The 10,297-nt window shown below is 75.7% G+C and carries 8 protein-coding genes and 1 pseudogene; 6 read left to right on the top strand and 3 right to left on the bottom strand.

What is annotated here, in order from left to right:
* Window positions 1-399 (bottom strand): annotated as a pseudogene (locus Q7T67_RS16505) (hypothetical protein); the annotation flags it as partial.
* Window positions 400-436: 37 nt separating this feature from the next.
* Between Q7T67_RS16505 and Q7T67_RS16510 the strand changes: the two are divergent.
* The 3 genes from Q7T67_RS16510 (at window position 437) to Q7T67_RS16520 (ending at window position 2,864) form a co-directional block, all read left to right on the top strand.
* Window positions 437-637: a hypothetical protein gene (locus tag Q7T67_RS16510; protein WP_304792131.1), complete on the top strand. Its 201-nt coding sequence runs from the start codon at window positions 437-439 to the stop codon at window positions 635-637.
* Window positions 634-1,608, top strand: coding sequence for a hypothetical protein (locus Q7T67_RS16515; protein ID WP_304792134.1), 975 nt, complete (start codon window positions 634-636; stop codon window positions 1,606-1,608). The genes Q7T67_RS16510 and Q7T67_RS16515 overlap by 4 nt, the downstream gene beginning before the upstream one ends.
* Window positions 1,609-1,688: 80 nt before the next feature.
* Window positions 1,689-2,864 carry a sorbosone dehydrogenase family protein gene (locus Q7T67_RS16520; protein ID WP_304792137.1) on the top strand — a complete coding sequence of 392 codons (1,176 nt, stop codon included), beginning with the start codon at window positions 1,689-1,691 and terminating at the stop codon, window positions 2,862-2,864.
* A 323-nt stretch (window positions 2,865-3,187) separates the two neighbouring features.
* Here Q7T67_RS16520 and Q7T67_RS16525 read toward each other — a convergent pair whose 3' ends face one another.
* A complete protein-coding gene (locus tag Q7T67_RS16525) occupies window positions 3,188-4,582 on the bottom strand; it encodes an FAD-binding oxidoreductase (RefSeq protein WP_304792140.1) in 1,395 nt (464 codons plus the stop codon).
* Window positions 4,579-6,033 carry an acyl-CoA synthetase gene (locus Q7T67_RS16530; RefSeq protein WP_304792144.1) on the bottom strand — a complete coding sequence of 485 codons (1,455 nt, stop codon included), beginning with the start codon at window positions 6,031-6,033 and terminating at the stop codon, window positions 4,579-4,581. Before Q7T67_RS16530 ends, Q7T67_RS16525 begins: the two co-directional genes overlap by 4 nt.
* Before the next feature lie 40 nt (window positions 6,034-6,073).
* On the opposite strand from Q7T67_RS16530, the gene Q7T67_RS16535 reads away from it, so the two are divergent.
* The 3 genes from Q7T67_RS16535 to Q7T67_RS16545 all read left to right on the top strand — a co-directional run bounded on the left by Q7T67_RS16535 (window position 6,074) and on the right by Q7T67_RS16545 (window position 10,209).
* Window positions 6,074-7,216 (top strand): zinc-dependent alcohol dehydrogenase family protein, encoded by a 1,143-nt coding sequence (locus tag Q7T67_RS16535; RefSeq protein WP_370695415.1) that lies wholly within the window; start codon window positions 6,074-6,076, stop codon window positions 7,214-7,216.
* Between the two features lie 284 nt (window positions 7,217-7,500).
* Window positions 7,501-8,967, top strand: coding sequence for an NAD-dependent succinate-semialdehyde dehydrogenase (locus tag Q7T67_RS16540; protein WP_304792150.1), 1,467 nt, complete (start codon window positions 7,501-7,503; stop codon window positions 8,965-8,967).
* A 540-nt stretch (window positions 8,968-9,507) separates the two neighbouring features.
* Window positions 9,508-10,209, top strand: coding sequence for a GntR family transcriptional regulator (locus Q7T67_RS16545; protein ID WP_304792153.1), 702 nt, complete (start codon window positions 9,508-9,510; stop codon window positions 10,207-10,209).
* Window positions 10,210-10,297: the final 88 nt, after the last annotated feature.

Below are 10,297 nucleotides of genomic sequence, written 5' to 3' on the forward strand. Positions count from 1 at the left end.
CGCGGCGGCGGCGGCGACGAAGCGCCCGCGGCCGGCCCCGGCGTCCAGCAGGCGGCCCGAGCGGGCGCCGTGCCGGGCCAGGAGCGCCAGGCGCTGCCGGTCGAACGCGTGCAGCAGCGGGGCCGCCAGGCCCGACCCACGGGGTCGGCGGGTCGCGTACGACCCGCCGTCGTGGGCGTCCTCGAAGGTCGGCGGGGCCCCCGCGGTCACCGCGCTGCCGCACGACCCGCACCGCAGCAGGTCGAACACGCCGGGCAGGGAGGCGTCGCTGGTGGGGACCGTCCGCCACGGGCGCAGCGGGCCGCCGCAGGCCGGGCAGACGTCCGGGGCCGGGTCGCCGGTCGCGGTGCGCGCGGCCGTCGGGGCTCCGGTCGCGCCGGTGGGGGGTGGCGCAGGCACGGGCCAACCGTATCCCGTGTCCGTAGAATCACCGGCCGTGGCCCGACTCAGCCCCCGACAGCGCGCCTGGCGCGGGCGGCTCGAGATCGCCCTGCGCGTGGCGGGCCCCGGCCTCGACGTGCTCGTCGGTACCGTGGAGCGCGTCGGCCGCACCGGGGCGAGCGCCGAGCGCTGGATCGTCCGTCGCGTGCCGTCGCGCGTCCGAGCGCCCCGAACCTCCGACCGGAAGTCCGCATGAGCACCGAGCGCAAGCAGCGCCCCGTCAAGCCGATCCCCGAAGCGATGGACTCCGCCGCGACGGTCGAGCTCGAGCGGGGCTGGCGCCCGATCGCCGCGGTGACGGCCATCCTCGCCGGGATCCTGCCCGTGATCGGGCTGATCCTGCAGACGATCGCCTCGCGCGGCATCGACGACGACGTCGACCGGGTCGTCTCGGTCTCGCAGGCGCTGACCCGCTACGGCGCCGGTGACGCGCCGAACGGCATCGCCGGCCGGCAGGCGGACATCGTCTCCCACTACGGCGACCAGTGGCTCACCGTCGCGGCGGCCGCGGTCTGCACCGGCCTCGGTCTGCTCCTCGCGATCCCGGTCCTCTACGGGCTGATCCGCGCCGCCTGGCGCCGTCGCCCGTCGTTCCCGCGGTGGTTCCTCTGGACCCCGGCGGTCGGTGGCGTGCTGTTCGCCGTGGCCACCGTCGTCGCCCTGATCTACCAGGCCGTCCAGTACCACGACTTCACGCAGATGGCCGCCGCCGCGCAGAACAACGGCGCGGCCAACGACGCGCTGAACGCCGCCCAGGACGACCTGTCGTTCCTGCAGTTCGCCGGCGGCATCGGGTCCCTGTTCACGGCCGTCGGCTTCGGTGCCGCGGCGCTGAGCGCGATGAACGTGGGCCTGCTGACCCGCGTCATCGGGTCGATCGGCGTGCTCATGGCGTTCCTCGTCGTGATCCCGCTGCTCGGGCCGCAGGGCAACGTCCTGCGCGGCTTCTGGTTCGTCGCCGTCGGCCTGACGCTGCTGGGCCGCTGGCCCGGCGGTCGCCCGCCGGCGTGGGACAGCGGCGAGCCGATGCCGTGGCCCTCGCGCGCCCAGGTCCTCGAGGAGGCCGAGCGCGCCGGTGCCGGTCGATCGAAGGGGCCCGACCCCACCGACGCCCCGGCCCCGAAGCCCAAGGCCTCCTCGGGCGGCCGCCGCAAGCGCCGCAAGTAGGGCGCCACGGGGACGCGCGGACGAGCGTCTGCGCGCCCGGAGTGGCGCATCGCCGCTGCCGCATCGGGCAGCATGGGGTGATGCTCCGCCTCGCCACGACGTCCGCCATCGCCGCCGTGGCGGTGCTCGGGCTCACCGCCTGCGGGTCGTCCTCGGACGACGCGGCCGACACCACCGCGTCGGACGGCGACGTCACCTCGATGGCGGCGACCACCGCGGCCGAGGCACCCTCCGCGAGCGGGTCGACGACCGGGGCCGGCGACGCCGCGCAGCCGCGGGCGGTGTCCGTCCGCTCGACGATCGCCACGGGCCTGAACACCCCGTGGAGCATCGTCTTCCTGCCCGACGACTCCGCCCTGGTCTCCGAGCGCGGCGGCGTCATCAAGCGCATCGCCAAGAACGGGCGGCGCGCCACGACCCTCGCCCGGGTCCCCGGCGTCGTCGAGGGTGGCGAGGGGGGACTGCTGGGCCTGGCCGTGTCGCCGACCTACGCGAAGGACCGCCTGGTCTACGCGTACCTGACGACCTCGCGGGACAACCGCATCGTCCGCTTCCGGCTCACCGCGTCGACCCGCCGCATCCAGCCGCGGACGGTCCTCACGGGACTGGAGTCCGCCCAGATCCACAACGGCGGCCGTCTGGCGTTCGGTCCCGACGGCAAGCTCTATGCGACGGTGGGCGACGCCGGGAACACCTCGGCCTCCCAGGACCGGGGCTCGCAGAACGGCAAGATCCTCCGCATGAACCCGACCGGCTCGGTGCCGTCGGACAACCCGATCGAGGGCTCGCGCGTCTGGTCGCTGGGGCACCGCAACCCGCAGGGCCTGGCGTTCGACCGGAGCGGTCGCCTGTGGGCGCCGGAGTTCGGGCAGAACACCTTCGACGAGGTCAACCTGATCGAGAAGGGCAAGAACTACGGCTGGCCCGAGATCGAGGGCCGCGGTGACACCGACGGCGGTCGGTACACCAACCCGCAGGTCACGTGGCGGACGTCGGAGTCCTCGCCCAGCGGCGCCGCGATCGTCGGTTCGCGGCTCTACGTCGCGGGCCTCGGCGGCGAGCGGCTGTGGACGATCCCGCTGCGGGGCGCGCGCGCCGGCAAGGCGACCGCCTCGCTCGTCGGCCGCTACGGCCGGATCCGCGCCGTCACGGCGGCGCCGGACGGCTCGCTCTGGATCGGGACCTCCAACCGCGACGGCCGCGGCGAGGTCCGGTCGGGCGACGACCGGATCCTGCGGGTGAGCGTCGGGGGCTGATCCCGGGCGGGCCGGGCGCGACGCCCGGGCGTCGCGGGCCGGAGGCCGGGTGGGGCGGGGCGAGGGCCGGGCGCGACGCGCCCCCGGGGACCGGACGCACGGTCCGGTCCGACGTTCACACGCCCTTCACCCGGCCCGCATCGGTGAACAGGTACGTTCCTGAGAGGCGTGGTCCGTCCCGCCCGGGACCCGTCCCAGGTCCCGTCCCGTCGCACCCAGGACCGCGGACGCCGCCGGTCCGGAACCTCCGGATCGGCGGCGACCCGCGCGTGAGTCGGTCCGTCACCAGGTCGGTGGCGTCCCGTGTCCGAGCGGACTGGTCGTCAGCCCGGCGGCAGCTTGCGCCCCGGGTTCATGATCCCCCGCGGGTCCAGGGCGTCCTTGACCGCCCGTTGCGCCGCGAGGACCGCCGGATCCAGCGTCGCCGCGCCCGCGAGCTTGACGGCGCCGATGCCGTGCTCCCCGCTCAGCGAGCCGCCCAGGTCGGCGGCGATGCCGAGCATCGCGTGGGCGGCCCCACGCGCCCCGGCCAATGCGGCCTCGTCGGACCGGTCGACGAGCACCGTGGCGTGCAGGATGCCGTCGCCGGCGTGCCCCCAGGACGTGACCGGCACGCCGTGCTCGGCCCCCAGGCGGTCGACGGACTCCAGGGCCTCGCCGAGCCGCTCGACGGGGACCACGACGTCCTCCGACAGCTTGCCGCCGCGGGCCGCGACGACGGCCAGGGACACCCCGTCGCGCCAGCGCCAGAGCGCGTCGACCTCGGCGCGGGAGTCCGGCCGACGGAGCGCGAGCGCGTCGTCGGCGAGGGCGTCCGCCAGCGCCGCGGCCTCGAGTCGCGCGACCTCCGTCGTGCCGAGCGCCTCGGCGAGCACCGCGAACGCCGCGTCGTCCGGCAGACCGCCGGGGAACGCCGCCGCGGAAGCCCGCAGCGCGCCGCCGTCGAGGAACTCGAGCGCCGTGGGGACCACCCCGCAGGCCATCACGGCCGCGATCGCCCGGAGCCCCGTCGCGCGGTCGGGGTAGACCGCGAGCACCGGCAGGGCGATCTCGGGGGCGGGTTGCAGCCGCAGGGTCACCTCGCAGACCACGCCCAGCGTGCCCTCGCTCCCGCAGACCAGGCCGAGCAGGTCGAGCGTCTCGACGGACTTGCGGGCGTCGCCGCCGAGCCGGACGAGGTCGCCGCCGGGCAGGACGACCTCCAGACCGCCGACCCAGGCCCGGGTCGAGCCGTGGCGGAACGAGCGCGGACCCCCGGCGTTCGTGGCGACGTTCCCGCCGATCCGGCAGGACTCCGCCGACCCGGGGTTCGGCCCGAAGAACAGCCCGGCCTCGAGGCAGCGGCGCTGCACCTCGGCGGTGGTGGTGCCCGCCCCGAAGGTCCCGCGCCAGGCCTCGGGGACGAGGCGCCCGGGCCCGGTCAGGCGGTCGGTCGAGAGGACGACCGAGCCGGCGTCGGGCACCGCGCCGCCCGAGTAGCCGGTCCCTCCGCCGCGCGGCACGACCGGCACGCCCTGCGCCCCCGCCCAGCGGACGACGGCGGCGACCTCCTCGGCGTCGGCGGGCACGACGGCGGCCAGCGCCGACCCGCGCACCCCGCGCGTCTCGGTCGCGTCCTGCAGCAGCTCGGCGGGCACCGGCTCGAGCACGTGCGCGTCGCCGACGATCCGTCGCAGGTCGCGGGCGACGGCCGCAGCGTCCCGGATCTCGCCGCTCACCGCGGGTCCTCCCTGAGCTCTCTCCTCTTGACCTTGCCGCTCGACGTCTTCGGCAGCTCGTCCGCGAAGTCGACGATGCGCGGGTACTTGTACGGCGCGGTCGCCGCCTTGACGTGGTCCTGCAGCTCGCGGACGAGCGCGTCGGACGGCGCGTGGCCGTCGCGGAGGACGACGATTGCGCGCACGACCGACCCGCGCTCGGGGTCCGGCGCGGCGACGGCGGCGGCCTCCGCGACCGCGGGGTGCGAGACCAGCGCGGACTCGACCTCGAACGGCCCGATCCGGTAGCCGGCGCTGATGATCACGTCGTCCGTGCGGCCCTCGAAGAAGAGGTAGCCGTCGTCGTCCTGGCGCACCCGGTCGCCGGTCCGCCAGACCTCGCCGGTGTCGCGTCGGTCGCCGTCGTCGCCGAGGTAGCCGACGAAGAACGTCGGCACGCTCGCGGGGTCGACGACGAGCTCGCCCTCGTCGATCCACGCACGGACGCCCGGCAGCGGACGTCCCATGGAGCCCGGCCGGACCTCGCCGCCCGGGGGCACGCCCGTGAGCTGCCCGGTCTCCGTCTGCCCGTAGCCGTCGCGGATCGTCAGCCCCGTCGCCTCGCGCCAGGCGCGCAGCACCTCCGGGTTCAGCGCCTCGCCGGCGGCCACGAGCCCGCGGCAGTCGGGCAGCTCGGGGACCGTCGCCCGCGCGCTGATCACCCGGTACTCCGTCGGGGCCATGCAGAGCACCCGGACCCGCTCGCGGACGAGCAGCTGCAGCCGCTCGACCGGATCGAACCGCGCGTCGTGCAGCAGCGCCGTCGCCCCGCGCAGCCACGGGGCGATGAAGACGTTGCGCGCGCTCTTGCTCCAGCCGCTGGCGGCCGTGCACCAGACGACGTCGCCGGGGCCGGCGCCGAGCCAGTGCTCGGCCTGCACGGCCTGGCCGGTCAGGTAGCGCTGGCCGTGCAGCACCGGCTTCGCCCGGCCCGAGGTACCGCTCGTGAACGTGATCAGGCACGGGTCGGTCGGCTCCAGCTCGACCGCCGCGACGGGCTCGGCGTGGAGCAGCGCAGGGTCGGGGATCCAGGCGACGTCGGCGTCCGGGGCGGCGGCGGAGAGGACCTCGCGGTTGCGCTCGTCGGCCACGATCAGCCGCGCGCCGCCGGGCAGCGCGTCGAGCCGCGCCCGCAGGTCGGCGGGGCGCAGCTGCTCGGTGCACGGCAGCACGACGGCGCCGATCCGGAAGCACGCGACCATCGTCAGCACCCACTCGGGCCGGTTGCCGATCAGGGTCAGGACGACGTCGCCCCGTCCCACGCCACGCGCCCGCAGCCCCCCGGCCAGGCGGGCCGCGCCGTCGGCGACCTCGCCGAAGGACCACGTGCGTCGGCCCCCGTCGCGGGCGAGCTCGATCATGGCGACCGCGTCCGGATCGGCGGCGTCCACGGTGTCCCGGGCGAAGTTCACCACCGAGGCATAGCATGGCCCGATGGCTGCACCCACCGGGATGACCGTCACGGGCGCGGTGCTCCGCGAGACCGGCGTCGACCGTCCCTACGACGAGACCCGTCCGCTCACCCAGGAGACGCTGCACCTCGACCCGCCCGGTCGCGACGAGCTGCTGATCCGGGTCCGCGCCGCCGGGCTCTGCCACTCCGACCTCTCGACGGTCAACGGCGACCGGCCGCGGCCGACGCCTATGGCGCTGGGGCACGAGGTCGCCGGCGAGGTCGTCGGGCTGGGGGAGGGCACCGCCCGCGGCGACGGCGACCACGGCTTCGCGGTCGGCGACCACGTCGTGATGGCGTTCGTCCCCTCGTGCGGCGTGTGCGACCCGTGCCGGCAGGGCCGACCGGCGCTCTGCGAGCCCGGTGCCGCCGCGAACGGTCGCGGCGAGCTCCTCGCCGGCGGGCGGCGGCTGCACGACGAGGACGGCGAGGTCCACCACCACCTCGGCGTCTCCGGCTTCAGCGACCACGTCGTCGTCTCGGCGCGCTCCGTCGTGCGGATCGATCCGGAGGTGCCGTGGGACATCGCCGCGCTCTTCGGCTGCGCGGTCCTGACCGGCGTCGGGGCGGTCGTCAACGCCGCGAAGGTGCGACCGGGGGAATCCGTCGCGGTCTTCGGCCTGGGCGGCGTCGGGCTGGCGGCGCTGATCGGCGCGGTCGCCGCGGGCGCCCACCCGATCGTCGCGGTCGACGTCGTCGAGGAGAAGCTGGAGCTGGCCCGCGCGCTGGGCGCGACGCACGCGATCCACTCCGGCGACGACGTCGTCGAGCAGGTCCGCGCGGCCACCGCCGGCGGACCGGACCACGGGATCGAGACCGTCGGGTCGGCCACGGTGCTCGCCACCGCCTACGCGGCCACGCGTCGCGGCGGCACGACGACCACCGTCGGCCTGCCGCACCCCTCCGCCGAGCTGACGATCCCGGCCGTCTCGCTGACCGCCGAGGAGCGGACCCTGCGCGGCTCGTACCTCGGGTCGTGCGTCCCCGAGCGCGACATCCCCCGGTTCGTCGCGCTCTACCGCGCCGGCCGCCTGCCGGTCGACCGGCTGCTGACCCACCGCCTGCGCCCGGACGAGATCAACCTCGGCTTCGAGCGCCTCGCCAAGGGCGAGGGCGTGCGGCAGGTCGTCGTCTTCGACTGACCGGCGGGGTGGGTCGACCGGCGACGGCCGGCCGAGAGCCGCGCCCCCGTGGTCCCACGGCCCGGTTCGGCCCGTCGTCCCCCCGGTCCCGGCGAGCGACCGCATGGCTCCCGCGCCGCCGGGGTACGCGAGCGCACGGGTCGTCCGGCACCGCGCCGGCACCCGCGACGGGCCGTCCCCCGGGAGGGCCCGGGGTCGCGTGACAGGATGGGCCGACGAGCCGCGGAGCGTCTCGCGGCAGGGGTCGGGATCCGACCCGGGAACCGAGCAGATCGAGGATGACCATGGCCGAAGACCGCACGAACGACCTCCCGCTCCGGGTGCCGACCCAGAGCCACGTCGACGGCGAGTGGACGAAGCTCGGCGGCGAGACGTTCGTCGTCACGAACAAGGCCGACGAGTCCGAGCTGGCGCACGTCACCGACGGCACCCCGGACGACGCCGACGCCGTGATGGAGGGCGCCTGGGAGGGCTTCCTCGCCTGGCGCGCCACGTCGCCCCGCGAGCGGTCGAACGTCCTGCGCCGCGCGTGGGAGCTCATCGACGAGCGGGCCGACGAGCTCGCCGAGCTGATGTCGCTCGAGATGGGCAAGGCGCTGCCGGACTCCAAGGGCGAGGTCGCCTACGCCAACGGGTTCCTGCTCGAGTACTCCGAGCGCGCGACCCGTATCGAGGGCCGCCACGCGTTCCAGGAGACGACGGGCGGTCGCATCCTCACGCAGAAGGACCCCGTCGGGCCGTGCGTGTTCGTCACGCCGTGGAACTTCCCGCTGGCGATGGGCACCCGCAAGATCGCCCCGGCGCTGGCCGCCGGCTGCTCCGTCGTCATCAAGCCCCCGCAGCAGACGCCGCTGACCATGCTGGCGCTCGTCGGCATCCTGCTCGAGGCGGGCGTGCACCCCAAGGCCGTCTCCGTGCTGACGACGACGAACTCGCGCGAGACCACGACCGCGCTGATCGAGCACCCGCGCACCGCCAAGCTGTCGTTCACCGGGTCGACGCCGGTCGGGCGCAACCTCGCCGAGCAGGGCGGCAAGGCCCTCCTGCGCATGTCGATGGAGCTCGGCGGCAACGCGCCGTTCCTCGTCTTCGACGACGCCGACGTCCCCGCCGCCCTGGAGGGCGCGAAGGTGGCGAAGTTCCGCAACGGCGGCCAGGCCTGCACCTCGGCCAACCGCTTCCTCGTGCACGAGGCCGTCGCCGAGGAGTTCACGAAGGGCCTCGTCGAGATCGCCGACGGCCTGAAGCTGGGCGCGGGCACCGCCGAGGGCACCACGCTCGGGCCGATGATCGACGACTCCGCGGTGGAGAAGGTCCGCGAGCTCGTCGACGACGCCGTGGAGCGCGGCGCGACGGTCGCCGCCGGCGGCAACGACAAGGCCGACGGCCGCTACTACCCCGGCACCGTCCTGACCGGCGTCCCGGCCGACGCGCGGATCCTGCACGAGGAGGTCTTCGGGCCCGTCGCGCCGGTGATCACGTTCAAGGACGAGGAGGAGGCCGTGCGCCTGGCCAACGACACGGAGTACGGCCTCGTCGCCTACGCCTACACCGAGGGCGCCGCCCGGCTGCTGCGCCTGGCGCGCACGATCGAGGCGGGCATGCTCGGCATGAACACCGGCCTGGTCTCCAACCCCGCCGCCCCGTTCGGCGGCATCAAGGACTCGGGCTTCGGGCGCGAGGGCGGCCCGGAGGGCTTCGAGGAGTACCTCCAGACGCGCTACGTCGCGATCCCGGACCCGCGGGACTAGGCCGCGCGGGGTGGTCGCGATCGCGGACCCGCGGGGCTGACGGCGCGGGGTGGTCGTTGTTCCGGCGCTGCGGGCGACGTGATTGCGACCAGGTTCCGGCGTCGATCGGGGGTGGTCGTGAATCCTTCGCCGTCAGCGGCGCGATCGCGACCACGTTCCGCCACGACCGGTGGTGGTCGTGGTTCCTTCGCCGTGAGCGGCGCGAACGCGACCACGTTCCGCCGTCGCGGCCGGTGGGGCCGGACCGACGCGGCTTCGTGCGGTCGGGCGGCCCGTTCGTGCGTCGGTCGGCGCGGGGTCCCACATGGCGCAGGTTCGTGCGGCTGAGCGGCACGTTCGTGCGTCGGTCGGTGCGGGGTCCCACGTGACGCAGGTTCGTGCGGCTGAGCGGCACGTTCGTGCGTCGGTCGGTGCGCGGCCGGGAGCGACGCGGCTTCGTGCCGTGGGGCGGCACCTTCCCGCGTCGGTCGGCCGCTCGTCCGGCCCCGGGACGCGTCACCGGCCGGTCACCGTGCGGGGCCGCACACCTAGTATGCAAGCGTGCCCCCGCCGGACCTCAGGATCGCGCTCGCCGATCGCGCCCGTGGCGGCACCCGTCAGCGCGTGTACGACGCGCTGCGCGACGCGCTCGTCGCCGGTCGCCTCGAGCCGGGCCGGCGGCTGTCGGAGAACGAGCTTGCCGAGGCCCTCGGCGTCAGCCGCACCCCGGTCCGCGAGGCGCTCGTCCGCCTGCGCGACGACCGGATGGTCGAGATCGTCCCGCAGCTCGGCACGTTCGTCTCGAAGATCTCGATCGGCGCCGTCGCCGACGCGCAGTTCGTCCGCGAGGCCCTCGAGTGCGCGGCGATCCGCCTGGCCGCCGGCCGGGTGGGCGACGCCGAGCTGCTGCAGCTGCAGGCCATCGTCGCGCAGCAGGACGAGGCGCACGCCGGCCACGACTTCGACCGCTTCTTCGTGCTCGACGACGCCTTCCACGAGGCGCTGTGCGAGGCCTCCGGCCACGGCATCGCCTGGTCGCTGGCGCAGCGCGCCGACGGTCACCTCGTCCGCGTCCGGCGCCTCAGCCTGCCGGTCCCGGAGTACATGGGCGAGATGATCGACGAGCACCGCGCCGTCCTCGAGGCCGTCGCGGCGCGCGACCCCGACCGCGCCGAGGAGGCCCTCCGCCACCACCTGCGGATGGTGCTCTCGGTCCTCGAGTCGATCCGCGCCGAGCACCCCGAGTTCTTCGCCGAGGCGTAGGGCCGCGGGGGTCGGCGGCGCGGCGGGTGGCCCGCCGCCGGTCGGCTCGGAGGGCCGGGTTCGCGCGGTCCCGGGCGGGCCGGGGTCG

Source organism: Patulibacter sp., assembly GCF_030655195.1.
GTDB lineage: Bacteria > Actinomycetota > Thermoleophilia > Solirubrobacterales > Solirubrobacteraceae > Patulibacter.

Excerpts from the sequence above, each read along its gene's own strand:
- Q7T67_RS16515 (WP_304792134.1), top strand. The coding sequence starts at position 634 with ATGAGCACCGAGCGCAAGCAGCGCCCCGTCAAGCCGATCCCCGAAGCG.
- Q7T67_RS16520 (WP_304792137.1), top strand. The coding sequence starts at position 1,689 with ATGCTCCGCCTCGCCACGACGTCCGCCATCGCCGCCGTGGCGGTGCTC.
- Q7T67_RS16535 (WP_370695415.1), top strand. The coding sequence starts at position 6,074 with ATGACCGTCACGGGCGCGGTGCTCCGCGAGACCGGCGTCGACCGTCCC.
- Q7T67_RS16540 (WP_304792150.1), top strand. The coding sequence starts at position 7,501 with ATGGCCGAAGACCGCACGAACGACCTCCCGCTCCGGGTGCCGACCCAG.